The sequence below is a fragment of the Amycolatopsis sp. NPDC004747 genome (assembly GCF_053601335.1).
Genome location: NZ_JBSGBQ010000007.1, coordinates 158,937 through 182,935, shown reverse-complemented (window position 1 = coordinate 182,935; position 23,999 = coordinate 158,937). Strand labels below are relative to the sequence as shown.

The following is a 23,999-nucleotide window of genomic DNA, read 5'->3' as shown; positions in this document are numbered from 1 at the left end:
GATCCCCCTACGGCTGCCCGGCGGGACCGGGAACTTCCGTGGCGGTGCCGACCCACTCGACGACTTCGCCGTTGTCGTCGCGGAGGGGGACGGCCCGGGAGTGGGTCCAGCCGAGGGTGCCGTCGGCGCGGCGGACGCGGTGGACGGCGTCGAACACGCTCTTGGTGCGGACCGCTTCGTCGATGGCGGCGAGCAGTCCCGGCTGGTCCTGCGGGGCGATGTAGCTGTCGAGCCAGGAATGGCTGGGGGACGTGGTGTCGGCGATGAAGCCGCGGCCGTCGAGCCCGCGCAGCTCGCTCCAGTCGGGGTTCATCCGGTAGACCGCGTCGAAGGTGGCGGCGACCAGCGCGCGGAACCGGCGGTCGCCGATCTCCCGGACGCGGCGGCGCTCCAGCTGCGCGGCGATGCGGGCGACGAGCTCACTGGGCGCGAACGGCTTGACGAGGTAGTCGTCGGCACCCGCGGTGAGGCCTTCGACGGTGGCTTCCTCGCCGGCCCGGGCGCTGAGCATGATCAGCGGCACGCTCTGCAGCGCGGGATCGGCGCGCAGCCGGTGCGCCAGCTCCAGCCCGTCCATGCCCGGCATCATGACGTCGGCGACGATCAGGTCGGGCGGGTCCCGGCGGGCCGACTCGAGCGTGCGCTGCGCGTCGCCGACCGCGTGCACCTCCCAGTTCGGTGCCAGTAGCCGGGTGAGGTAGTCCCGCATGTCGCGGTTGTCGTCGACCACCAGCAGCCGCGCGCGGTCCGGCCGCGCCGGGGGCGGCGGGTCGTCGGCGTGGGTGTCCCAGTGCTCCGCGGCCTCCGCGAGGGCGACGGCGGTCGCGCGGTGGACGCGGCCGGCAGCCGGCTTGTCGGCGGTCTGCGCCGGCGTGCGCGCGATCCACACGGTGAATTCGGTGCCCTCGCCCACGGTGCTGCGCACCTTGACCCGGCCGTGCAGGAGCCGCGTGAGCTCGTGGACCAGCGCCAGGCCGATGCCGGCGCCGTCGTGGGTGCGCGAGCGCGTGGCGGTGCCGCGGTGGAAGCGGGTGAACACGTCGGCCAGCTCGTCGTCCGGGATGCCGACGCCGGTGTCGCGCACGACGAGCTGGACGTGCCGCGGCAGTTCGCGCAGGGTGACGGTGATCGTGCCGGTGAAGGTGAACTTCACGGCGTTCGACAGCAGGTTCGCGACGATCTTCTCCCACATCTCCGGGTCGACCGGGACCGGCGCGCTCAGGGCGGGGCAGTCGACCAGCAGGGCGATCCCGGCGTGGTCGGTCGCGCCGCGGAAGGTGCCGGCGATGTCCCGGGTGAGCCGGGCGAGGTCGGTGGGTTCGGATCGCGCCCGCAGCCGGCCCGCCTCGAGCTGCGAGAAGTCGAGCAGGGTTTCGACCATCCCGAGCAGCCGGCGGGCGTTGCGGGCGGCGATGCCGACCTGGTCGCGCAGGCCGGCGGGCAACTCGGTGAGGGGCGCGGCGAGGTCGTCGAGCGGGGCGAGCAGCAGGGTGAGCGGGGTGCGCAGCTCGTGGCTGACGGTGGAGAGCAGCTGGGTCTTGGTGCGGTCGAGTTCGGCGAGCTGCTCGATCCGGTCGCTCTGGCGACGGCGGTGCACCGCGTCGGTGAGCGCGGCGGTGGCCTGGGCGGCGACCAGGCTCAGGAAGTGCCGGTAGGCCTCGTCCAGCGGCAGCCGGGGGCTCACGCCGAGGATCAGCACGCCCGCGGGGGTGCGGGCGGGGGTCTCGCCGAGCGGGAACAGCAGCGCGCAGCCGGGTTCTTCGTCGTCCGCGCCGACGGTCACCCCGCGGAAGGCGTGCGCGAGGCCGGTCGCGAGCACGGGTTCGCCGGTCGCCACCAGCTCGGCCAGCGGCCACTTCGGCCGCCGCCAGGACAGCAGGGCCGTGTGGGGCGCCAGCGGCCCGCCGGCCGGGGTCCCCACGGCGGCCACGAGTTCCGCTCGCTGCCGCGCGTGGTCGGTGAGGTAGCCGGCCGCGAACGGGATGTCCAGGGCGTCGTCGCCGAGCGCGCCGACGAACGCCTCGAGCGCCGCGCGCCCGGACGCCGACTTCCGCGTGTACCCGGCCAGCGTGCTCAGCAGGTCGAGCCGGCGGCGGGCCAGCACTTCGCGGGTGGTCTCGATGGCCGTGACCAGCACGCCCACCGGTGCCGCCCCGTCGTCGCGCAGGGGGCTGAAGGTCAGGTCGAACCAGGCGTTCTCGGGGACGCCGTGGCGGGTGATGGGGTAGAGCGCGTCCGTGAGCGAGACGGCTTCCCCGGCCAGCGCCCGCCGGTAGCGGGGTTCGTTGAGGTGCCACCCCTCCGGCCAGCACTCCCGGCCGGCCTGGCCGAGGCCCGCGGGGTGCTTGGCGCCCATCACCAGCCGGTAGGCGTCGTTGTAGAACTGCAGCAGGTCCGGGCCCCACAGCAGGCACATGCCCACCGGGCTGTCGAGCACCGTCCGCACCAGGGTGACCAGCTGCGCCGGCCACTGCCGGACCGGCCCCAGCGGCGTCTGGCTCCAGTCGACCTGCCGCGCCAGCGCGGCGACTTCGCCGGTCCCGGCGAAGACGACGTCGGCGCCGGGACGGTCCCCGGTGTCGCGCGGCACCGGGCCGCCCTGCGCGACGTCCCACAGCACCGGCCCGATTTCGGGCAGGTCGAGCACCAGGTTCGCCACGCCGGCGTCGGTCACGGCCAGCGGCATCGACGAGTGCTCGGCCGAGTGCTCGCTCTGCGCGATGACGGTGCCGCCGGCCTGCTTGATCGCCCGGGCGCCCTCGAGGCCGTCCTGGCCCATCCCCGACAGCACCACGGCCACCGCGCGGTCGCCGACCGAACCGGCGAGGGAGGCCAGCAACGCGTCGAGCACGCCGCCGGACCCGCGGCCGGTGGCCGGGGCCAGCGACAGCGTGCCGTCCGGCAGCAGCTCCAGCACGGTCCGCGCGGGGCACACGGTCACGGCGCCCGGCCGCAGCGGAGCACCTTCGGCGGCCCACTCGACGGGCAGGGGCAGCCGGCGGCGCAGGATGTCGACCAGCAGCCCGCCGTGCCCGCCCATGTGCTGGGCGACCACCACCGGGAACCCGAAACCGGCGGGCAGGGTGCTCAGCACGGACGTGATCGCCCCGAGCCCGCCCGCGGACGCGACCAGCGCGACGACCGGCGACGCCGGGACCGGAACCGCCTGGCTCGGCGCGCTCGGCGCTTCGCGGGGTGGTGACACCATCAGCCCAGTCTGCTCGCCCCCACAAGGGGGCCGCGACCCGAGCCGGTGCGCTTCCGCGCGGTCTCGCCGGAGCTCGGAGGAGAAGCCGAGCCTCGAACTCGGTGAGGCGGTGGCGGCCCGGCCTTCCGGCGGTGTTCAGGAGCCGAAGCCCAGGTCAACGGTGGGCAAGGTGACCCGGCCCCGGTGCGCACGCGGCCGATCTCGCCGGGGTGACCGAGGCGCTCGTTTGCCGGGGGCCGGGCCGGGAACCCGGAGATCTTCGCCCGGAAACCGAAAGGCTCGAGGATGACCGCCCAGCGTGCGCCGGAGGCCCTGGTAGTGGGGCTGCTGACCGATGACGGGCTGCCGGGGCAGCTCGCCGGGAGGATCGCGGACGGTCTGCCCGCCCGCCTTTCCCGCGATCTCGGGGAGGGGACGGACTGGCGCGTCGAGCACGAGACGCAGTCTCTCCCGCTGAACGAGGAGGGGGACATCCCGATGCTGGATCTGGCGCGGCAGCGCCGGGCCGAGCACGGCTGGGACTTACTGGTGCTGGTGACCGATCTTCCGCGGCGGGCGGGCACGGTCCCGATCGCCTCGGACTACAACGTCGACCACGGCGTGGCGATGGTGTCGTTGCCTGCGCTCGGGGCGTTGCGGCTGCGGGGCCGGGTGTCCCGGCTGGTCGTTCACCTGGTCCGGCACTTGGTGGCGCGCCGTACGGCGAAGGAGGCCGATCCGCCGCGGGGGATGCTCGAGCGGCTGCGGGAGCTGGTGGCTCCGACGCGGCACATCCGCGGCCGCGGCCCCGCCGACGAGCACCTGGCTTTGGTGGGCCTGCGCGGCCGGGTGCGGCTGCTGGCCGGGATGATCCGGGACAACCGGCCGTGGCGGCTGGTGCCCAATCTCGCCGGAGCCACGGCGGCCGCGGCGGCGACTGCTGCGTACGGCATCATCACGACGTCATTCTGGAAGCTCGCCGAAGCGCTGCCTGCGTTGCGGCTGGCGGGGATCACGGTGCTGGCGATCGTGGTGATGGCGGGCTGGCTGATGGTGCACAACCACCTGTGGGATTCGCCGTCCGGGCACCTCGATCGGCGCAAAGCCCTGCTGTACAACGCGTCCACCGCGCTGACGTTGTCGATCGGCGTGGCGTGCATGTACGCCATCCTGTTCGGGTTGGCGCTGGTGGCGTCGATCGTGCTGGTCGAAGGCACCTACTTCGGGCAGGTTCTGGGGCATCCGGCTGGGCCGGGGTCGTATCTGAAGCTGGTGTGGCTGGCGACGTCGGTGGGCATCGTCGCCGGGGCGGTGGGTTCGAGCGTCGAAGACGAGGACCGGGTCCGCCGGGCGACCTACGGCCGGCGGGAGCAGGAGCGCCAGCAGCGCAACCGCGAGCGCGCCGAGGAAGCCGAAAACGACCACGGTTGAGCGATCGACGCTCAGCCGACGGCACGAGCGGCCAGCAGCCCGCCGATCCCCGGGACGAGGGCGCGCAGCCAGACCCGGCTCCGGCCGTCGGCCAGGAGGGCCGCCGCGACGATCGTGGTGGTGTAGGCCAAGCCGTGGACGGGGCCGAGGATGCCGGAGATCGTCCGGTGGTGGACGGTGACCAGGTTCAGCAGCAGGACGGCCAGGCTGACGAGTTCCGCCGTGCCGAGGACGTGCAGGACGCGGCGCCGGCTCACCGTCCGACCCCGGTGGTCGAGCCCGGCCGGACGATCATGAGCACCACGACCACCGCCCACAGCAGGTTGAAGAACCCGGCCGACATCGCCAGGCGCCGGTCCGGGACGCCCGTGTCGAGAACCCGTTGCTGCCCCGGCAGCACCAGCCCGGCCAGCAGGCCCGCGGCGGCCGCGGTCAGCACCATCGAGACGATCAGCCAGGCCTCGCCGAGCACGCCGAAGGCGGCTCCGGTGGCGATGCCGAACACCGGCACGACGATCCCGATGACCGCGTAGACGCGCGTGATCCGGTGCAGCACACCGGGAACCGCGTTCTTGCGCGGATCGTCCGGCGCCAGCAGGGCGGCGCGGGCCGCGGGCGGGAACATGCTCGCGGCGACCGCGACCGGCCCGACGGCGAGGATCGCGGCCAGCACGTGGACGGACAGCAGGAACGCCTTCACTCGCCGGTCCGTTCGCCGGTGACGCGGGGGTGGGGCATGAACGGTCCTTTCGCCGGTGATGATCACCAGCCATGCTGCGCACTCCGGGCGTCGGCGACCACTGGCTATCCGGACACAAGACGACTGGATCTCGCCAGCCCGGCTGTTGTTCCGGGCGGGCCGCAGGTGCTATACCCGCTGCAGCCTGGTGTCGCGAGGGCGCGGCGCCACTAGCGAGCGGAGTGTCCGGTGGCGAACCGTGCTGTGCGCTCATCCGTCGTGGTGGCGGTCCTGACTTCGTCGCTGCTCCTGCCGGGCGCCGCGACCGCGGTGGCGGGACCCGGGTGGCAGCCGTCGATCGAGACGGTGTCGAACCCGCGGCCCGGGCTCGTCAGCGGGGGACAGGTCCTGGTCAGGGTCGGCCCGGCGGACGGGCGGGTCACCGTCAGTGCCAACGGCCACGACGTGACGCCGGGTTTCCGCACCCAGCCGGACGGTAGCCTGCTGGGCCTGGTGACCGGGCTGCGCGACGGCGTCAACGACCTGAGCGCCCGGACGAGGGGACGGCAGGCGCACCTGCGCGTCACCAACCACCCGATCACCGGGCCCGTCTTCTCCGGCGCCCAGCAGCGTCCGTTCTACTGCGAGACCACGGCGTTCGGCCTCCCCGCGGCTTCGCCGCCGCTCTGCAGCGCGCCGACCCTGGTGAGCTACCAGTACCGGACCACCGCGGGGACCTTCGCGCCGCTGGCGGACCCGGCGTCCCGGCCGGCGGACCTCGCGACGGCCACGGTGAACGGCCACGCGGTGCCGTACGTCGTCCGCGTCGAACGCGGCACGATCGACCGCGCCGTCTACGAGATCGCGGCGCTCCACGACGGCACGCCGTCACCCGTCGCGCCGGACGCCGGCTGGAACGGGAAGCTGGTCTACACCTTCGGCGGCGGCTGCAACGCGGGCTACCACCAGGGCAGCTCGACCGGCGGGGTGGTCAACGACCTGTTCCTGGCCCGGGGTTACGCGGTCGCGTCTTCGACCCTGAACGTGCTCGACACCAACTGCAGCCCGATCATCTCGGCCGAGGCGGCGATGATGGTCAAGGAACACTTCGTCGAGACCTACGGCCCGGTCGCCCACACCATCGGCTGGGGCGGCTCGGGCGGGGCGATCCAGCAGTACGACATCGCGGAGAACTACCCCGGCATCGTCGACGGCATCATCCCCGGCGTCTCCTTCCCCGACCCGCTGAGCACGGGCGGCCCGGTGTCGGACTGCCGCCTGCTGGAGCGGTACTTCGCCGGGCCGGGCGCGTCGTTCACCGCGGCGCAGAAGCAGGCCGTCGCGGGCTTCGGCAGCTACGACACCTGCGTTTCGTGGGACAAGACCTTCGCCAGCCGCGCCACGGCGACCGGCAGCTGCAACGCGGCCATCCCGGTTCCGGCGCGGTGGGATCCGGTCACCAACCCGGGCGGGGTGAAGTGCAACTCGAACGAGCAGCTGGTGAACCAGCTCGGGCGGGACCCGAAGACCGGGTTCGTGCGCAGCCCGCTGGACACCGTCGGCGTGCAGTACGGCTTGGCCGCGTTGACGGCCGGGACGATCACCGCGGCGCAGTTCGTCGACCTCAACGCCACCATCGGCGGCCTCGACTTCACCGGAACGCCGGTGCCGCAGCGGATCGCGGCCGATCCGCGGGCACTGGCCACGGTGTACGCCGAGGACATCCTGAACTCCGCGTCGCAGGGCCTGCGGGAGACGCCGATCATCGACCAGCGGACCGATCTCGACCTCGCCGGGTTCGGCAACGACATCCACACCACCGAGTGGTCCTACGTGCTGCGCCAACGGCTGCTGCGCGCCAACGGCACCGCGGGCAACCAGGTCATCATCGAAAACCACGCCACCGCGGCCGAAGCCGCGGCCGCCGGCGCCTACGAGCTCGACGCCATGGACCGCTGGCTCACCGCGATCGACGCCGACCGTTCACACCGCAGCCGGCAGCAGAAGGTGCTGGCGAACCGGCCGGGCGACCTCGGCGACGGCTGCTACCTCTCGCCGGCATCGCGGATCACCGAGCCGCTGACGTACCCGGCGAGCGGCCGGTGCGGCGCCCAGTACCCGGTGGCGGCCAACACCCGGATGGTCGCGGGGGAGAGCCTGGCCCTCGACGTGCTGAAGTGCCGGCTGAAGCCCCTGGACTTCCGCGACTACCCGGTGACCTTCACCGCGGCGGAGCGCACGCGGCTGCGGGCGGCGTTCCCCGAGGGCGTCTGCGACTACGGCCGCCCGGGCGTCGGGCAGCGTCCGCCGATCGGGACCTGGCTGAGCTACGGCGACGAACGGACCGGCACCACGCCGCCGACGAAGCCGCGGTGATTGCGGTGTACCCGAAGCGGTGGAGGAAATCCGGACCGGATTCCTCCAGCCGCTGCCGAAGTCGTTGTCCGCGCACCCCGCGGACCGGCCCGCCTGCTCCGACGGCCGTCGGACGCTGACCTACGGCTGGACCGCGCAAGCGCCGAGCCGGCCGCGGGCCTCGAGGTCGCCCGGGGCGATCGCGTGCTGGTCCAGGCCGGCTGCGGGCGCGGTTCGTCGAAGAGCCACCGCCGCCGGCAGCGGGCCCGCCGCGGGACGACCTGGGGCTGGACGAGCCGGCCTGGCTGCTCTGCACCTCCGGCACCACCGGGCGGCCGAAAGGCGTGCTCCTTCCGCAACGCGCGATGCTGTGGTCGGCCGCCGCCTGCTACGTCCCCGTCTTCGGGATCGAGGCCGGCGACACCGTGGTGTGGCCGCTGCCGACCCACCACGCCTACGCCCTGTCGCTCGCCTTCACCACCACGATCGCGCTCGGCGCCCACACCCGGCTCGCCGACGGCTGCACGCCGGAGCTGCTCGCCGGGGTGCCTGCCACCTACCACCGGCTTCGCCAGGAGGCCGTCGGTCCGGTGACCCCGCCGAGGCTGTGCCTGACCGGCGGTGCGCCGTGCACGCCGGCGACCCGCACCGCGGTCCGGGGAGCTGTTCGGCCGTCCCCTCGTCGACGGCTACGGGAGCACTGAAACGGGCGAGAAGGTTGCCGGTCACCGTCGTCTTCGACCGGCCCACAGTCGCCGAGCTGGCGCGGTACCTCGTGGAGCTCCGGCCTTGAAAGGGGCTCTTGCGGTACCCGGATCACCAGGGTCTCCCAGTCGCCCGGGACGCCGGGCAACCTGTTCGAGTCGGCTCACTGCCACTCCGAGGAGAACCAACAACCGTGGACCACCCATGCACCGCTCACGCCGATCTCTTCGACCTGAGCGGCAAGTACGCCCTCGTCACCGGCGGCACCAAGGGCATCGGACTGATGATCGCGCGCGGCCTTCTCCAGGCCGGCGCCCGCGTCGTCGTCAGCTCACGGAAGGCCGGCAACTGCGCCGAGGCACAGCGGTTGCTGTCCGAGTTCGGCGATGTCCGAGCCATCCCCGCCGACCTGTCCCGGCACGAGGAGTGCCGGCGCCTCGCCGAGCTCGTCCAGGACGGCTCGGACGGTCTCGACATCCTCGTCAACAACGCGGGGGCGATGTGGCGCGAGCCGCTGGAGACGTTCCCGGACGAGGCCTGGGACACCGTGCTCGACCTCAACCTCAAGTCGCCGTTCTGGCTGGTGCAGGCGCTGCTCCCGGCCCTTCGCAAGGCAGGTACGGCCGATGATCCCGCGCGGGTCGTCAACATCGGCAGCATCGCCGCGATCCACGTCGCCGAGGCGCCCAACTACTCGTACGCGAGCAGCAAAGCGGCGCTCCACCAGCTCACCCGGGTGCTGGCCAGGGAACTGGGCCCGCAGCACATCACGGTGAACGCGGTGGCCCCGGGGCCGTTCCCGTCGCAGATGATGGCGTCCACGCTCGAGGCCGTCGGCGACGCGATCGCGGCGAAGGCCCCTCTGCGCCGGCTCGGCCGCGACGACGACATGGCGGGCGTCGCCGTGTTCCTCGCCGGCCGGGCCGGAGCTTACGTCACGGGCACGGTCGTCCCGGTCGACGGCGGCATCGCCACGACCGCAACGGGGACCTGAGCGCCGGGGGGTACCGGCAGAACCTCCCTCGGCCCGCGGCGAGGGCCTACGGTGACGAGGTGGCCGAGATCGATCTGCGCACCGAGATCAAGGAGTTCCTGAGCTCCCGTCGCGCGCGGCTCACGCCCGAGCGGGCCGGACTGCCCGCCTACGGCGGCAACCGGCGGGTCAAGGGGCTGCGCCGCGAAGAGGTGGCGCTGTTGGCGGGGGTGTCGGTCGACTACTACGTCCGCATGGAGCGCGGCAGCCTCACCGGCGCCTCCGACGGCGTGCTCGACGCGGTGGCCGCTGCGTTGCAACTGGACGAGGCCGAGCGCGACCACCTGTTCCACCTGGCCCGGCAGTCACCCGGCGCCGGCGGCGCACGCCGCCGGCGACCCGCGGCGACGGTGCGTCCGGCGCTCCAGCAGGTGCTGGACGCCGTCACCGACGCGCCGGCGTGGATCTGCAACGGCCGGTACGACGTGCTGGCCACGAACCACCTCGCCCGCGCCCTGTATGCACCGATGCTGGCCAACCCCCGCCGACCGGCGAACACCGCCCGGTTCGTGTACCTGGATCCCGCCGCGGCCAAGGCGTTCTTCGTCGACTACGACCGGATAGTCGGCGACGTGGCGGCGAAGCTCCGCATGGAGGCCGGCCGCAACCCACACGACGAGGAGCTGTTCGCCCTGGTCGGCGAGCTGTCCACCCGCAGCGAACCGTTCCGGCAGCGGTGGGCTTCGCGAGACGTCCGGCTCCACCGGTCGGGCCGCAAGCGCGTGAACCACCCGGTGGTGGGCCGGCTCGACCTGGACGTCGAGTCACTGGAGCTGCCGGCGGAACCCGGCCTGCTGTTGAACGTGTACACCGCGCAGGCCGGTACGGCGATGGCAGACGGCCTGGCTTTGCTGGCGTCGTGGGCGGCTGGGCGGGAGGAGCCGGCTACCGAGATCCAGGCGCGGGGCTGATCGCCTGGGGCCGTCCGCTCCAGCAGCTCGTGGCCGGTCGGCAGCAGGCCGTGTGGGCCGGCGGAACCCGGGCGGTGACCCGGCATCACGGCGGATACCCCGCCCTCACAGGAGTTCGGCGTCCTGCTCGACGCAGAGCAGGGCGGGACCGTCGGCGGCGAAGAGCGCCGTCATGGCGTCGTCGAGCCGGTCGTGGGTGGTGACGTGGAGGCCGGTGGCCCCGCACAGCCGTGCGTAGGCGGCCCAGTCGGGGTTGACCAGGGACGTCTGCCAGACCGGGTAGTCGACGGCGAGCTGTTCCTTGCTGATCTTGCCGAGCGCGTTGTTGTTCAGCAGCACGTGCTTGACCGGGATGCCGTACTTGACGGCGGTGGTCAGCTCGGTGGCGTACTGCCCGAACCCGCCGTCGCCGGTGACGGCCACGATCGGGCGGTCCGGCGCGGCCGCCCACGCGCCGAGCGCCGCCGGGTAGCCGAAGCCGATCGAGCCGAGGTAGCCCGACATCAGCACCGGCTGGCCCTTCGACTCCAGGTAGCGGCCGAGGGAGTAGGCGTGGTTGCCGACGTCCACGGTCACCACGGCGTCCTCGGGCAGGTGCCGGGACAGCGCGTCGAACACCGCCGCGGCGGCGACCCCGCGGCCCCGGTCGTCGCGCGCCCGGCGGGCCTTCTCCGCGCGCCAGATCGCCCAGCGCGCCGCGACGTCCGGGCGCTGGTCCTCGGCCTTGGGCACGCCGAGCGCGGCGGTCAGCGCGGCCACCGTGAGCCGGGCGTCGCCGAGCAGGGAGGTGGTGACCGCGTCGAACCGGCCGATCGCCGCGGGCTCGTCGTCGATCTGCAGGACCGGCTTGTACGCGGCGATCCCGGTGTGGTTGGAGAACGACGCGCCGACGACGATCAGCAGGTCGGCCTCGTTCATCAGCCAGCTCGCCACCGGGGTGCCGCTGCGGCCGAGCACGCCGGCCCCGAGCGGGTGGGTGTCCGGGACCAGGCCCTTGGCCTTGAACGTCGTCAGCACCGGCGCGTTGAGCGCCTCGGCCAGCCTCCGGACCTCGGCTTCGGCGCCGCGAGCGCCGTGCCCGGCGATCAGGACCGGCCGCCGCGCGTCCCGGACCAGCGCGGCCGCGGTTTCGACCGCGGCGTCCTCCGGCCGGATCCGGCGGTCGGCCGCCCGCCCGTCCGGGGTGGACGCGGGCGCGTCACTGGGCTGGACCTGGACTTCGTCCGGCAGCACCAGGTGGGCCACGCCGCGGCGGTCGATCGCGTGCTTGACGGCGAGCGCGGCCAGCTCGGCGTGGTCGCTTCCACTGTGGACGGTGGTGGTCGAGACGGCGACGTCGCGGAAGACCGCGGACAGGTCGACGTCCTGGAACGCGCCGCGGCCCAGCACCTTCGACGGTACCTGGCCGGAGATCGCCAGCACCGGCGCGCCGTCCAGTTTCGCGTCGTAGAGCCCGGTGAGCAGGTTGGTCGACCCCGGTCCGGCGATGGCGAAACACGCCGCCGGACGGCCGGTCAGCTTCCCGTAGGCGCTCGCGGCGAACGCGGCCGCGCCTTCGTGCCGGATGCCGACGTAGGTCAGCTCGCCGCGGGACTCCGCGCGGCGCAGCGCCTCGGCGAACCCGAGGTTGGAGTGCCCGACCATGCCGAACACGTGGGTGACACCCCAGGCCAAGAGCGTCTCGACGAGCACGTCGGCGACCGTGCGCACGGCCTTCGCCGGTTCCGGCAGCCGGACGTACACCCCGTCTTCGCGCTGCTCGACCGGGTAGGTGGCGACGCCGTCGGAGAAGCCCTCCGGGGGCTGCCCGGAGATCGGGTCGTAGTCGTAGCCGTGCCACGGGCAGCGCAGCAGGCCGTTCTCGATCGAGCCCTCGCCGAGCGGGCCGCCCTGGTGCGGGCAGCGGTTCTCCAGCGCACCCAGCCGCGCACCGCAGCGCGACAGCGCGACGCTGCGGCCGTCGACGGTGACGCTGCGGACCCGGCCGTCCGCGGGCACGTCCGCCGGGGCGATCCGGTGCCAGCCGTTCTCCGTCATGTAACGCCTCCGATGGTCCAGCACACTGCGTTCACGGCAGACTCAGTGCCCCGACCGGCGCCCGGCGTTACAGAGGAGTTCGACGATGACCGAGACGGTCCTGGAAACCACCCGGCGATTCCTGCACGGGACGGCCGAGCTGCTGCTCGCCGGGCCGCAGCACCGCAAGAACGGCCGGATCGACCTCCGCGTGACCGACGGCGGGTTCGGCACCGCGACCGAGCCCGGCCTGCGCGTCGACGGGCAGGACCTCGTCACGGAGACCGGCCGGTTCCCGCTGGCCGGCCGGTCGTATCGGGAGGTGGCCGCGGCCGCGGGGCTCGAAGCCGGAGAACCCGCCGGGGTGTACGGCGGCGGACCCGGTGTCCGGACCGACGAGGTGATCATCCTCGACGCGGGAGCGGTGAAGACGCTGGTGCGGGCGTTCGCCGAAGGGGATCGCGCCCTGCGTGCGTTCGCCCCCGACGTGGAGCCGATCCTGTGGCCGGAGCACTTCGACGTCGCGATCAGCATCGACGAGGTCAACTACGGCGTCTCGCCCGGTGATGGGCACATCGCCGAGCCCTACGCCTACGTCGGGCCGTTCGAACCCCGGCAGGGCGAATTCTGGAACGCCGCTTTCGGCGCGGCCCGCACGATGGCCGAACTCGGCGACGCGGCCGCCGTCGTCCGGTTCTTCCGCACGGGCCGCGACCTCGCCGCGGACCGCTGAGCATGGATGCCGACGTGCGCGTGGAAGTCCACTCCGGTCCGCGGGAGGAGCTGCGGCCGTTGTTCGAGCTGGCCGAGGACTCCCCGGAGCAACTCGACTCCTACCTCGCCGCCGGCCGGGTCCTCGTCGCACTTCAGGGGACGACCGTGGTCGGTCACCTGCAGCTGGTCGAAACCGGCCGGCCGGGTGAGGCCGAGATCAAGAACATGGCCGTACGGGAAGACCGGCAAGGCCGCGGCGTGGGCGCCCGGCTCGTCCGGACGGCCGCCGAACTGGTCGCTGCCGAATCGGGGTCGATGCTGGTGGTGGCCACCGCCGCGGCCGACGTCGGCAACCTGAGGTTCTACCAGCGGCAGGGGTTTCGGATGCGATCGATCGAACGGGACGCCTTCACCCCGGCCACCGGCTACCCACCGGGCATCCGGCTCGACGGCATCGAGTTGCGCGACCGGGTCTGGCTGGACCGCCCGCTCACCTCGGCGCCGTAAGGAATTCCTAAGCACCGACGTGGCCGGTGACCGGTCGGCCGGCGCTACTGTCGGCCGATGCCCGGTTCACGATGGTTCCGACCCGTGCTGCTCGCGGTGCCGGGGCTGCTGCTCGCCGGGTTCGGCGCCGTCCACCCCGCGGTGCTGGACGCGGCCACCGCCCCGTGGTGGACCGAGCTGCACGTCATTCTGCTGCTCGTCTTCCCGCTGCCGGCGGCGGCGCAGTGGCTCCTGCTGGCCACTGCACCGCCTTGGCTCCGCCTGCCGGGTCGCCTGGCCGCCTTCGGTTTCGCGGCCTTCTACGGAGGGCTGGACGCGGTCGCCGGGATCGCGGCGGGCACGGTGACCGACGCCCAGCACGGCGTCACCCCGGCGGTCGGTGCGCTGTTCGAGGTCGGCGACCTGCTGGGTCACCTCGGCGCCGGGTGCTTCCTGGCTTCGAACGTGCTGATCGTGGTGGCGATGGCGCGTGCGGGCCTGCGGGTGGTCCCCGGCGCGGCGGTGCTGCTGGCCGCCAGTGTGTCCTTTCTCGACAGTCACATCTTCTGGCCGCGCGGGGTGCTCACGATGATCGGCGTCGCGATCGGGATGTCCCTGCTCGGGATCGCCGGCGGGGCGCCGGGGACACGCGATCCTGCCGAGTGATCGAGGCGCCGGCGACCGGCCCGGCTGTGACATCGGAGCTACAGCTGGGCGGCGCCGCCGTCCACGGGGATCTCGGCGCCGGTGGTGAACGTCGCTTCGAACGCGAGGTAGGCCACCGTGGCCGCGACTTCGGCCGGCTCGCCGAACCGCTGCATCGGGTTCTGCGCGGCCATTTCGGCCTTGGTCCGTTCGGCGACCTCCGGTGGCAGGGTCGCGTCGAGGATGCCGGTGGCGATCGGCCCCGGGCTGACGGCGTTGACGCGGACCCGGCGGGGCAGCAGTTCCCGCGCCAGTGACCGGGTCATCGACCGCAGCGCGGCCTTGGTCGCGGCGTAGGCGCTGATCAGCTCGATGCCCTTGACGTTGGCCACCGACGTGGTCAGCACGACTCCCGCGCCCTCGCGCAGCAGCGGGGCCAGTTTCTGCACGGTGAAGTACGGGCCCTTGGTGTTCACGGCGAACAGCTCGTCGTACTGCGCTTCCGGCATCGACGCGAACGGCGCGAACGCGGTCACGCCCGCGTTGACGAACACCGCGTCCACCGCGTCGAACTCCGCGCGAACCACCCGTGCCAGCTCCTCGACGTCCGCCATCGACGCGGAGTCGCTGCGCACGGCCGTCACCCCGGCGCCGAGCCGACGGCGTGCGGACTCGAGCTTTTCCTTGTCCCGTCCGGTGATCAGCACCCGCGCGCCGCGGGCCACCAGCAGTTCGGCGGTCGCGAAGCCGAGCCCGCTGCTGCCGCCGGTGATCACGACGTTCTTTCCCTCGTAAGCGTTCATACCCCGAGTCAACCGCCGGTCACGGCGCACCGTCCAAGTCCTGTTCCGCATGCCGCCATACCGCCGGCGCATGGCGGCGTACGCTCGGGAGCGTGGATCTCGACCTGCGGCTGGTCCGGTACTTCACGGTCGTGGCGGAGCACGGCAACATCGGCCGCGCCGCCACGGCCCTGCACCTCGCCCAGCCGTCGCTGAGCCGCCAGATCCAGCGGCTGGAGCACCAGCTCGGCGTGCGGCTGTTCGCGCGCACGCCGCAGGGCACCAGCCTCACCTCGGCCGGTGCGGCGTTCCTGCCGCGCGCCCGCGCCGTCCTCGAAGCCGCGGGCGACGCCGTGGCTGTCGCCCGCGCCGCCGACCCGCCGCGCGAGATCACCATCGGCTACGTCGAAGGCCTGGTCATCACCCCCGCGGTGCGGGCCCTGCGCCACCGCCACCCGGACGCGCGCATCCGGACGCGGCTGCTGCGCTGGCACGACCTGCAGGCCCTGTCCGAAGGCCGGGTCGACGCGCTCGTCGCGCGCGAACCGCTGCCTTTTCCCGCGACGGTGACGCCGTTGTACGAGGAGCCGCGGGTGCTGCTGGTGCCCACCACACACCGCCTGGCGGGCAAGGAAATCGTCTCGGTGGACGACCTGGGTGACGAGGAACTGGTGGCGTGCGCGGTGACGCCGGCGCTGTGGAGCGTGCCGAGGGACGGCGCGCCACCGCCGGCGCCGGACGACAGCTTCGAGGACAAGCTCGAACTGGTGGCTTCGGGAAGTTCGCTGGCCATCCTGCCTGCCGGCGACCACCGGCCCCGGTTGCGCGAGGACGTGACGGCGATTCCGATCGAGGGCTTCGCGCCCTGCCGGGTCGTGGTGGCGTCCCGGACAAGGGATCCGAACCCGCTGGTGGCGCCTTTCCACGAGGCAGCGCGGCTGCTGGCGCCTTCGGCGTGAGCGCCTGTGGCCGGCCTTGTTCCGCTGTGTGGACGTGCTGGCCGTCCGGGGACGGGATCCCGAGAATGCCTGCATGATCGTGGTGAACGGCGAGACCGCCTACGACCGGGCGCGCGTCGCGCAGTGGCGGGCGGGGCAGGCGCGCATGCCGGGGGTGAGCCGGCGCGGCCTGCTGCGGTTGACCGCGGCCGGTGGTCTCGCGCTGGCCGCGGCCGGGACGACGACCGGCCCGGCGTCGGCCGCGAGCCCGATCGTCAAGCCGCTGCCGCCGGAACTGTTCGACGTCTACGGCACCAACGCGGAGACGCGGTGGGAGGCCATGCGCGGCCAGGGTTATCTGACGCCGGTCGACCGGTTCTTCGTGCGTGATCACACGTCGACGCCGGTGCTGGACGCGGCCGCGTGGCGGCTGAAGGTGTTCGGTTCCGGGCTGCGCGGCGGGCCGGTCGAGTTCACCTACCGGGACCTGCGTGCCCTGCCGTCGGAGACGGTCACCGCGTTCATCGAATGCGCGGGCAACGGCCGGAGCTTCTTCACCAGCCAGCAGGGGCAGACCGTCAGCGGGACGGCGTGGAAGCTCGGTGCGGTCGGGGTCGCGCGCTGGCGTGGCGTCCGGCTGGCGACCGTGCTGGCCCGGGCCGGGCTGTCCCGCGACGCTGTGGACGTGCTGCCGGAGGGCCTCGATCCCGACTACGTCACGGGTGGGGTGAACCTGGGCAAGGTGCGGCGGCCGCTGCCGGTGGGCAAGGCACTGCAGGACGTCCTGCTGGCGTATGAGATGAACGGGCAGCCGCTCCCGCCCGACCACGGGTTCCCGGTGCGGCTGGTGGTGCCGTCGTGGGCGGGGATTTCGTCGATCAAGTGGCTGGGCCGGATCGAGGTGTCGGCGGAACCGCTGGTGTCGCCGTGGAGCACGCAGTTCTACCGGCTGCTGGGGCCGGACTACCCGGCCGAGGGCACGCCGGTCACCGAACAGGTGGTGAAGAGCGCGTTCGAGCTGCCGTGGGGAGCGACGCTGCCGGCCGGGCGGCAGGTGCTGCGCGGCCGGTCCTGGTCGGGTCACGGCCGGATCCGCCGGGTCGAGGTCAGCACGGACGGCGTGAGCTGGCAGCGCGCGAAGCCGATCGGGCCGGGACTCGACCGCGGCTGGCTGCGCTGGGAACTCCCGTGGCGCCCCCGTGCGGCGGGGCCGTACACGCTGCGGGCGCGCGCCACCGACATCACCGGCGCAAGCCAGCCGGACGTCGCGCCCCACAACACGCAGGGGTACCTGTTCGGCGCGGTCGTCCGGCACCCGGTCACGGTGGCGGCCGGATGATCAAGCGGCTGGTGTGCGCGCTCGCCCGGCGTTGACCGGCGCGGGCTGGGTGCTGGTGCCGCCCTTCGAGCCCGGGGTGGGGATGTCCTCGACGGTCGGGCGGGTGACGGGCCGGTCCGGCGTCATCGCCTGAATGGCCGGGCGGCTCGCGAAACTTCACGCCTCAGGTCAGGACCACCGGGGCCGAGCCCTCGAACCGGTAGCCGACTCCGCGGATGGTGGTGATCGGATCCAGGTGCGGCTCGAGCTTGGCCCGGAGCTTCCGGACGTGGACGTCGACGGTCCGGTCGTTGCCGTCCTGCCGCGGCCACAGCGCGGCTTTCAACGCGGCGCGGCTGAAGACGCGGTCGGGGTGCTCCCCGAGGAAGTGCAGCAGGTCGAACTCCAGCCGGGTCAGGGACAGCGGCGTGCCCCGCAGGAGCACGCGCCGGGAGTGCGTCTCGATGCGCAGGAGCGGATCCGGGACCAGTCTCAGGCGAGGGCCCGGCTCCGCGGCGGTGTCGCAAGGACGGGCGGCGACGACATCGACGCTCGCCACGCCGTTCAGGGCGGTGGCCAGCCGGGCGGCGACGAGGGCCGCGTCGCCGGCTCGGCTGGTGAGGTCGATCCGGATGCGCACCTGGAGTGCTTCGGCGGCCGGGCGCCGGTTCGGCTGGCTCGTCATGGCGGTGATTCTGGAGCGCGGGCGGTCCGAAGCGGAAACGCGCCCGGCGGGCGGGACGGCTTGACGCCGGAACGCCGGCCCGCACGGCCGCGAAGTCAGGACAGGTGCGCCGACAGCAGCCAGGCCGGTGCCGACTTGCGGCCGTTGCCTTCGTCCCAGACGTCGCTGCCGGCGAAGTCCGTGAAGTCCGGGAAGTTCTCCGGGACGTTGGCGTGGATGCGGGCCGGCCGGATCTCGTCGATCGTCCAGTACGCGCCCACCACTTCCCGCAGCTCCCGCGGGGAAACCGGGTGGACCCGGCCCGATGGCACGGTCCAGCTGTCGAAGACCAGCACGAAGTAGGACGCGCCGGGCGCCGCGGCGCGCACGATCGATTCCTGGTACCCCTGGCGCAGCTCGACCGGCATCGAGTGGAACAACGTGCTGTCGACGACCGTGCCGAACCGGCCGTCGTAGCCGGTGAACGCGCTGATGTCGGCGACCTCGAAGGTGGCGCCGGTCAAGCCGCGCCGGGCGGCTTCCGCGCGCGCGAGCTCGATCGCCGTCGGCGACAGGTCCAGGCCGACCGTCGTGAATCCCCGCTCGGCCAGGTCGAGTGAAGTCGCGCCCTCGCCGCAGCCGGCGTCGAGGACCTCGCCGTGGAACGCGCCCGTGTCGATGAGTGCGGCGATCTCGGGTTGCGGTTCGCCGAGGCTCCACGGCGGCCGCAGGCCCGGCCCCATCTCGGGAGCCTCACCGCGGTAGGCGGAATCCAACAGTGATGGGTTCGTCATGCCCCCAGAGTCTCAACCAGGTTGATATATGTCAACATGGTTGACATGGAACCGCTTCGCGACGAGCCGCTCGGCTACCTGCTGCACCGGGTCACCGCGGCCCTGCGCGCCGAGGTGGCCGCCACCGTGCTCGGCCCGGCCGGCCTGGCCCACTCCGAGTACCTCTGCCTGCGGATGCTGGTGCGGTCGCCGAAGTCCAACGCCGAGCTGGCCCGGGAGGCCCAGGTTTCGCCGCAGGCGATGAACAAGGTGGTCCGGGAGCTGCAGGAGCGCGGCCTGGTGGCGCGACCCGCCACGGTGCCGTCCGGCCGGTCGCTGCCCGCCGAGCTGACGCGCGAGGGCGTGACCGTACTCGCGCGCCTCGACCCCGCGGTGGCCGAGGCCGAGGACCGGGTACTGGCCGGGCTCGACGACGACGATCGGCGCGCGCTCCGGCGCCTGCTCGTGGCGGCGTCCCGCCGCTGACGAAGATGCGACGTGTCGTGATTCGGACGCGGCCGCCCTAGTGACGGATCACGGCGCCGGCGCGAGCCTGGTGCGATGCACTGGAGATCATCTGTTCTGGTCGTGGCCTGCGCCGGCACCCTCGCCGCGGGCACCGCCGGCGTCGCGAACGCGGCCCCGGGCCCGAAAGCCGCACCCGCGGCGGTCGAACGTCATTCGGTCACCCTGCTCACCGGGGACGTCGTCCAGGTCGAACGGCAGCCCGGCGGCAAGCAGGCCGCCACCGTCCAGCCCGCGCCGGGCCGGGAGAAGATCCGGTTCCACCAGCAGGAAGTCGACGGTCACCGCAGCGTCTTCCCCGAGGACGTCACCCCGCGGCTGGGCGCCAAGCAGGTCGACCGGGCCCTCTTCGACGTCACCGAGCTGATCGCCGAGGGGTACGCCGACGAGCAGTCGGCGACCCTCCCGCTGATCCTCACCTACCGCAAGGGCGCGGACCTGCGGGCCGCGGCCCCGGCGGCGGCCGAGCTCGGGGTGACGCTGAGCAGCGTCAACGGCCGTTCCGCGCGGGCGAGCAAGGCCGGCGCCGCCGCGTTCTGGGCCTCGTCGGGCAACTTCGAACGCATCTCCCTGGACCGCAAGGTCCGCGCCTCCCTCGACCGCAGCGTCCCGCAGATCGGCGCCCCCGAGGCGTGGGCCGCGGGCTACGACGGCACCGGCACCACGGTCGCCGTGCTCGACACCGGCTACGACCCCACCCACCCCGATCTGGCCGGGCGGGTGAGCGAGGCGGTCAACTTCACGACCAGCCCCGACACGACCGACCACTTCGGCCACGGCACGCACGTCGCTTCGACGATCGCGGGCTCCGGCGCCGCCTCGGGCGGCAAGCTCAAGGGCGCCGCGCCGGGCGCGAAACTGCTCGTCGGCAAGGTGCTCGACGACGACGGCTCCGGCTACGAGTCCTGGGTCCTCGCCGGGATGGAATGGGCGGCGCACTCCGGCGCCAAGGCGGTCAACATGAGCCTCGGCGGCGGCCCGACCGACGGCACCGACGCGCTCAGCCTCGGCCTCGACGCACTCAGCGAAGAGACCGGCACGCTCTTCGTGGTGGCCGCCGGCAACGACGGCGACCAGGGCGCCTACACGGTCGGCTCGCCGGGCACCGCCGACGCCGCGCTGACCGTCGGCGCGGTCGGCCGCGACGAGAAGCTGGCGTCGTTCTCCAGCCGCGGCCCGCGCCTGGGCGACAACGCCGTCAAGCCCGACATCACCGCGCCCGGCGTCGGCATCGTCGCCGCCCGCGCCGCGGGGACCGCCATGGGCGACGTCGTCGACGACCACTACACCGCCGCCTCCGGCACCTCGATGGCCACGCCGCACGTCGCCGGCGCGGCGGCGATCCTCGCCCAGCAGCACCCCGACTGGAAAGGCGGTCAGCTCAAGGACGCGCTGGCCAGCACCTCCCTGACCGCCACCGGGCTGTCGGTGTTCGAGCAGGGCGGCGGCCGCGTCGACGTGGCGCGCGCGGTGAAGCAGAAGGTCTTCGCCACCGGCACGCTCGACCTCGGCGCGGTCGAGAACGGCACGGCGCCGGTGTCCAAAGAGGTCGCCTACACCAACGTCGGCACCACGCCGGTCTCGCTGAAGCTCGCGCTCGACGCCAAGTCCCTCGCCGGTGTCCCCGCCGGGGACGGGATCCGGCTGAGTAAGTCCACAGTGGATGTTCCGGCCGGTGGCCGGGCGACCGTCACGATCACCGGTGACCCGGCGAAGCTGGCGGCGGGCACCTACAGCGGACGGCTCACCGCGACCGCCGACGGGGTGGTGGTGCACACCGCGCTCGGCGCGGACAAGACCGCACCCAAGCACAAGGTCACCCTCACCGCGCTCGACCTGCAGGGCAAGCCGGCCGTCGCGCCATGGCTGCTGATGTACGGCGAGGACTACCGCTTCGACGTCAACACCTGGCTGGGCGGTGGCAGCCTGACGGTCGAGGTCGGCGCGGGCGTGTACTACCTGACCGCCGAGGTCGACGGGGGCGGGGACGGCCTCACCGTGTCCCAGGTCGTCCTGCCGGAGCTCCGGATCACCGGCGACACGACCGTCGTGCTGGACGCCCGCAAGGCGGTGAAGGTGGACATCCAGACCCCGCAACCGTCCGAGCAGGCCGGGATCTGGAGCTACTACACCTACCGGGAACTCGGCCCGCGCCGCATCGCGAACTACGCCATGCAGTTCGACTACACGCGCGAACTCCGCGTCACCCCGACGCCGAAGGTGACCACCGGGGCGTTCGAGTTCGGCTCCCGCTGGTCGAGGATCGCGCCGCCGTTGACGGTGAACGTCCTGGGTGGCCGTGACCCGCTCACGAACCGCTACCTGCCCGGCTCGCCCAAACTGGACGGCCGGCGGCTGCTGCAGGCGGTCTCCGCGGGACAGGGCAAGCCGGCGGACTTCAAGAACGTGCGCGGGAAGGCCGCGATCGTCGACCCGGACCCCGCGGACTACAACCGCGACGAGGTCTCCCGGGCGGCCGCGGCCGCCGGGGCGGCGATCGTCTTCATCGTCGTGCCGGACGGCTGGGGCACCGCCTCGGTGCCGTCGATCAGCGTGGCGCCGAACCTGGCCATCCCGACCGTCCAGCTCGACCGGGACGAGGGGCTCGCGCTGCTGGACCGGCTCAAGTGGTTCCCGGCCTTCCTGAGCCTGCACGGGGTCGCGGTCAGCCCGTACCTCTACGACGTGGTGCAGACCGAGCGCGGCCGGATCCCGGAGAAGCCCGTCCACCGGGTCACCGCGGCGAACACCGCGACCGTCACCACCCACTACCGCCAGACCGGCAGCGGCGGGGAGGCCAAGGAACAGCGGTTCGCCTGGCAGCCGTGGCAGGACTTCGCCGTCAACGAGTACCAGCGGCGCGTGACGACGCCGTCGACCCGCCAGGAGTACGTCAGCTCCGGGGACACCCTGTGGCAGCACCGGGTCAGGCACGGCCTGATCTGGGACGAGATGTCCCCGCTCACCGGCGGCATGACCGCGGCACCGCGCACCTACACGGGCGAGGAGAACGTCACCGAGGACTGGTTCGCGCCGGTCGTGCGGCCCGCCATCCCGCGGGGCGTGCCGGGCCTGGACTCCACCCGCGAAGGCGACAAGCTGCGGATCCGGATCCCGGAGTTCGTCGACAGCCAAGCCGGGCACTACGGCTTCAACGAAGGCGACGACCAGGCCGGGCCGGCCGTCACCTCGGCGAAGCTGTTCCGCGACGGCAACCTCGTGTCGGAACAGCCGTACGCGTTCGGCACCTTCCCGGCCGGCGCGGACCCGGCGACCTACCGGCTCGACCTGTCGATCCGGCGTGATTCGCCGGAGTGGCTGTTCGGCACCGGCACACAGACGTCGTGGACGTTCCGCTCGGCCCGGTCGGCCGCACCGGCGCTGCTGCCGCTGCTGCAGCTGGACTACGCGGTGGACGCCGACTCCGGCAACCGGCTCCCGGCCGGCCGCACGGCCAGGATCGGCCTGACCGCCCGGTTCCAGGACGGGATGGCCGCGCCGGACGTGCGGTCGATGAAGGCCTGGGCGTCCTACGACGACGGCAAGACCTGGCGCGCCGTCGACGTCAGGCGCACCGGGAAGTCCTACGAGGCCAAGATCGACCACCCGTCGCTCGGGGCCACGAACTCCTACGTCGCGTTGCGGGTGCAGGCCACCGACAGCGCGGGCAACGCCGTCGACCAGACGGTGCTGCGGGCGTACGGGCTCAGTTAGGAACCGCGCCGCTCGCGGGCTCCGGGCGCCTTCCGCCGCTTGGCGGCAGGAGGTGCCCGGGGCTCGGCTCGTCCAGCCAGCCGAGCTTGCTGGCCTGCCAGGCCAGCTGCATCCGCGTGCGGGCGTCGACCCGGCGCATCAGGTCCTGCAGGCGCCGCTGGACGGTCCGGTAGCTGACGTTGAGCTGGGTCGCGATCGACTTGTCGCTGACCCCGCCGATGAGCAGGGACAACAGCCGCCGGTCGTCGGGGTCGAGGGGGCCGGTCGGCGCGGTGTCGCCGATCCGCAGCGGCGACGCGCGTTCCCAGTAGACCTCGAACAACGCGACCAGCGCGGACAGCAGGCTGCTCTCGCGGACGAGCGCGGCGGTGGGCTCGCCCGTGCTGTCGTGGCTGACCAGCGGGCACAGCGCCACCCGGCGGTCGGAGATGGCCAGGCGCACCGGCAGCTTCGAGATCGACCGGGCGATCTCGCCGCCCTCGATCCCCTCCAGGACGTTGACGATCCGGCCGGGCTCTTCGAGCAGGCCGGTCTCGTAGATCACCCGGTACTGCACGCCGCGGGCCTGCGCCAGCGCCTCCTCGACGTTCTCCGACGCCGCCATCGCGACGTTGCCCTCCAGGCAGAACCACAGCGACTCTTCGCGGGCGCTGCGCTGGATGGCGAGGGCCTGCCGGCGGATCGCGTCCGCCCCGGTGACGACCTCGACGAGCTGCGCGGAGTCCCGCCGCCGCGCACTGCCGCGGTACTCCTCGGCGAGCTGGGACACCGCGGCCCTGGCGGCCTCCAGCTGCTCCTGGCCGTGCACCAGCAGCGGGCCCAGTGAGACGTCCGGCGGCGCGGACACGTAGTGCCCGTCGGCCCGGTTGACGAGCCCCTTCGCCAGCAGGATCTCCAGGATCGGCTCCACCTGGCCGCGGCTCACGCCGATCCGGCCCGCGATCTCGTCGGGCGTGGTCCGGTACCCGCCGACGACCACGCGGTAGACCCGTTCTTCCTCGGGGGACATGCCCAGCGCTTCCAGCACACTGCCTCCTGGCCCCCGCGGCCGGAGGGTTTCCCACGGCGTCGACGGCTTGGTGACAACGTACGGAACCGCCGCTGGGCGCGGGTCGCCGGGACC

General features: G+C 73.2%; 20 protein-coding genes. 12 read left to right on the top strand and 8 right to left on the bottom strand.

What is annotated here, in order from left to right:
* Positions 1-7 precede the first annotated feature (7 nt).
* Complete coding sequence (locus ACWEGE_RS13770; RefSeq protein ID WP_449660773.1) at positions 8-3,208, bottom strand: chemotaxis protein CheB; 3,201 nt, start codon at positions 3,206-3,208, stop codon at positions 8-10.
* A gap of 285 nt (positions 3,209-3,493) precedes the next feature.
* On the opposite strand from ACWEGE_RS13770, the gene ACWEGE_RS13765 reads away from it, so the two are divergent.
* Positions 3,494-4,618 carry a hypothetical protein gene (locus ACWEGE_RS13765; protein WP_449660772.1) on the top strand — a complete coding sequence of 375 codons (1,125 nt, stop codon included), beginning with the start codon at positions 3,494-3,496 and terminating at the stop codon, positions 4,616-4,618.
* A gap of 11 nt (positions 4,619-4,629) precedes the next feature.
* Here the strand turns inward: ACWEGE_RS13765 and ACWEGE_RS13760 are convergent, their stop codons facing one another.
* Together ACWEGE_RS13760 and ACWEGE_RS13755 are read right to left on the bottom strand one after the other, a co-directional pair.
* Positions 4,630-4,875: a hypothetical protein gene (locus tag ACWEGE_RS13760; RefSeq protein WP_449660771.1), complete on the bottom strand. Its 246-nt coding sequence runs from the start codon at positions 4,873-4,875 to the stop codon at positions 4,630-4,632.
* Positions 4,872-5,318 (bottom strand): hypothetical protein, encoded by a 447-nt coding sequence (locus ACWEGE_RS13755; protein WP_449660770.1) that lies wholly within the window; start codon positions 5,316-5,318, stop codon positions 4,872-4,874. Before ACWEGE_RS13755 ends, ACWEGE_RS13760 begins: the two co-directional genes overlap by 4 nt.
* A 228-nt stretch (positions 5,319-5,546) precedes the next feature.
* Here ACWEGE_RS13755 and ACWEGE_RS13750 point away from each other — a divergent pair, with 228 nt between their 5' ends.
* The 4 genes from ACWEGE_RS13750 (at position 5,547) to ACWEGE_RS13735 (ending at position 10,301) form a co-directional block, all read left to right on the top strand.
* Positions 5,547-7,673: a DUF6351 family protein gene (locus ACWEGE_RS13750; RefSeq protein ID WP_449660769.1), complete on the top strand. Its 2,127-nt coding sequence runs from the start codon at positions 5,547-5,549 to the stop codon at positions 7,671-7,673.
* 200 nt (positions 7,674-7,873) lie between these two features.
* Positions 7,874-8,356, top strand: coding sequence for an AMP-binding protein (locus ACWEGE_RS13745; protein WP_449660954.1), 483 nt, complete (start codon positions 7,874-7,876; stop codon positions 8,354-8,356).
* A gap of 194 nt (positions 8,357-8,550) precedes the next feature.
* Positions 8,551-9,351, top strand: a complete 801-nt coding sequence (locus ACWEGE_RS13740; RefSeq protein ID WP_449660768.1) for an SDR family oxidoreductase — start codon at positions 8,551-8,553, stop codon at positions 9,349-9,351.
* Between the two features lie 59 nt (positions 9,352-9,410).
* Positions 9,411-10,301, top strand: a complete 891-nt coding sequence (locus ACWEGE_RS13735; RefSeq protein ID WP_449660767.1) for a helix-turn-helix transcriptional regulator — start codon at positions 9,411-9,413, stop codon at positions 10,299-10,301.
* Between the two features lie 105 nt (positions 10,302-10,406).
* Here ACWEGE_RS13735 and ACWEGE_RS13730 read toward each other — a convergent pair whose 3' ends face one another.
* On the bottom strand, positions 10,407-12,338 hold the full coding sequence (locus ACWEGE_RS13730; protein ID WP_449660766.1) for a thiamine pyrophosphate-binding protein: 1,932 nt from the start codon (positions 12,336-12,338) through the stop codon (positions 10,407-10,409).
* Between the two features lie 85 nt (positions 12,339-12,423).
* Here ACWEGE_RS13730 and ACWEGE_RS13725 point away from each other — a divergent pair, with 85 nt between their 5' ends.
* Genes ACWEGE_RS13725 through ACWEGE_RS13715 form a run of 3 tightly spaced genes read left to right on the top strand, consistent with a single transcriptional unit; the run spans position 12,424 to position 14,183 of the window.
* Positions 12,424-13,050, top strand: a complete 627-nt coding sequence (locus tag ACWEGE_RS13725; protein WP_449660765.1) for a hypothetical protein — start codon at positions 12,424-12,426, stop codon at positions 13,048-13,050.
* A 14-nt stretch (positions 13,051-13,064) separates the two neighbouring features.
* On the top strand, positions 13,065-13,538 hold the full coding sequence (locus ACWEGE_RS13720; RefSeq protein ID WP_449660764.1) for a GNAT family N-acetyltransferase: 474 nt from the start codon (positions 13,065-13,067) through the stop codon (positions 13,536-13,538).
* A gap of 57 nt (positions 13,539-13,595) precedes the next feature.
* Positions 13,596-14,183, top strand: a complete 588-nt coding sequence (locus ACWEGE_RS13715) for a hypothetical protein (RefSeq protein WP_449660763.1) — start codon at positions 13,596-13,598, stop codon at positions 14,181-14,183.
* Positions 14,184-14,221: 38 nt separating this feature from the next.
* Here the strand turns inward: ACWEGE_RS13715 and ACWEGE_RS13710 are convergent, their stop codons facing one another.
* Positions 14,222-14,965 carry an SDR family oxidoreductase gene (locus ACWEGE_RS13710; RefSeq protein WP_449660762.1) on the bottom strand — a complete coding sequence of 248 codons (744 nt, stop codon included), beginning with the start codon at positions 14,963-14,965 and terminating at the stop codon, positions 14,222-14,224.
* A 92-nt stretch (positions 14,966-15,057) separates the two neighbouring features.
* Here ACWEGE_RS13710 and ACWEGE_RS13705 point away from each other — a divergent pair, with 92 nt between their 5' ends.
* Both ACWEGE_RS13705 and ACWEGE_RS13700 read left to right on the top strand, forming a co-directional pair.
* Positions 15,058-15,903 (top strand): LysR family transcriptional regulator, encoded by an 846-nt coding sequence (locus ACWEGE_RS13705; protein WP_449660761.1) that lies wholly within the window; start codon positions 15,058-15,060, stop codon positions 15,901-15,903.
* Positions 15,904-15,976: 73 nt separating this feature from the next.
* Positions 15,977-17,221 carry a sulfite oxidase gene (locus tag ACWEGE_RS13700; protein WP_449660760.1) on the top strand — a complete coding sequence of 415 codons (1,245 nt, stop codon included), beginning with the start codon at positions 15,977-15,979 and terminating at the stop codon, positions 17,219-17,221.
* 163 nt (positions 17,222-17,384) lie between these two features.
* On the opposite strand, the gene ACWEGE_RS13695 is transcribed toward ACWEGE_RS13700, so the two are convergent.
* Together ACWEGE_RS13695 and ACWEGE_RS13690 are read right to left on the bottom strand one after the other, a co-directional pair.
* Positions 17,385-17,885: a winged helix-turn-helix domain-containing protein gene (locus ACWEGE_RS13695; protein WP_449660759.1), complete on the bottom strand. Its 501-nt coding sequence runs from the start codon at positions 17,883-17,885 to the stop codon at positions 17,385-17,387.
* 95 nt (positions 17,886-17,980) lie between these two features.
* On the bottom strand, positions 17,981-18,658 hold the full coding sequence (locus ACWEGE_RS13690) for a class I SAM-dependent methyltransferase (RefSeq protein WP_449660758.1): 678 nt from the start codon (positions 18,656-18,658) through the stop codon (positions 17,981-17,983).
* Between the two features lie 45 nt (positions 18,659-18,703).
* On the opposite strand from ACWEGE_RS13690, the gene ACWEGE_RS13685 reads away from it, so the two are divergent.
* A complete protein-coding gene (locus tag ACWEGE_RS13685; protein ID WP_449660757.1) occupies positions 18,704-19,123 on the top strand; it encodes a MarR family transcriptional regulator in 420 nt (139 codons plus the stop codon).
* Between the two features lie 75 nt (positions 19,124-19,198).
* Positions 19,199-22,876, top strand: coding sequence for a S8 family serine peptidase (locus ACWEGE_RS13680; RefSeq protein WP_449660756.1), 3,678 nt, complete (start codon positions 19,199-19,201; stop codon positions 22,874-22,876).
* Here the strand turns inward: ACWEGE_RS13680 and ACWEGE_RS13675 are convergent.
* Complete coding sequence (locus ACWEGE_RS13675) at positions 22,869-23,903, bottom strand: helix-turn-helix domain-containing protein (RefSeq protein ID WP_449660755.1); 1,035 nt, start codon at positions 23,901-23,903, stop codon at positions 22,869-22,871. The two genes, ACWEGE_RS13680 and ACWEGE_RS13675, sit on opposite strands and share 8 nt — an antisense overlap.
* Between the last annotated feature and the right edge of the window lie 96 nt (positions 23,904-23,999).